Raw genomic sequence first — 649 nt, forward strand, 5'->3', positions numbered from 1 at the left:
CTGGCCCGGCTCCAGCTCCGGCATGCGCTGGGTACAGCCCGCAGCGGGGCATTCCGACAGCCCGCCAATGACGCGCACATGACGCACAGGGCCCAGGCCGACATCATCGCAGCGCAGGCGCGCGGGGGAGAGGACATGCTCATATCCCGCCTAGCATATAGACCAAATTAAAATGGGGAATGCCGCATTTGATATATTGCATCATGTCAGACCATCGTTTATCAGACGCCACAGGTCTGCCGACATAGCTCAGGGGTAGAGCAACTGATTCGTAATCAGTAGGCCCTCGGTTCAATTCCGAGTGTCGGCACCACCTTTCCCCTTTCTTATCAGGTATCTCACGGGCCGGGGCTTCATGCGCCATGGGCCGGACGGGGCGTGGTCCATCTACAGCCCGCACCAGCCCAGCAGCAGGCACATCCCCAGCCCGGCCATGCCGATCAGCGTTTCGATGACGGACCATGTCCACACCGTCTGCGTCACGCTCAGGCCCAGCGTGTCACGCACCTGCCAGAAGCCGGAATCGTTCATCGGCCCGAACATGACCGCGCCCGCCCCCGTGGCCAGCACCAGCAGTTCGGGCGAGACACCATGCCCATGCGCCATGATCGGGGCCACGATCCCGGCCGTGGTGCTCATGGCGACCGTG

At 62.9% G+C, this 649-nt stretch carries 1 protein-coding gene and 1 tRNA gene; one reads left to right on the top strand and one right to left on the bottom strand.

What is annotated here, in order from left to right:
• Window positions 1-238: 238 nt before the first annotated feature.
• Window positions 239-313: transfer RNA gene (locus JCM25156_RS19565), tRNA-Thr, on the top strand.
• Between the two features lie 74 nt (window positions 314-387).
• On the opposite strand, the gene JCM25156_RS26580 is transcribed toward JCM25156_RS19565, so the two are convergent.
• Window positions 388-649, bottom strand: a 262-nt coding sequence (locus JCM25156_RS26580; protein WP_242402760.1) for a GntP family permease, incomplete at its 5' end; no start/stop codon positions are given.

This window comes from Komagataeibacter kakiaceti JCM 25156, assembly GCF_000613305.1.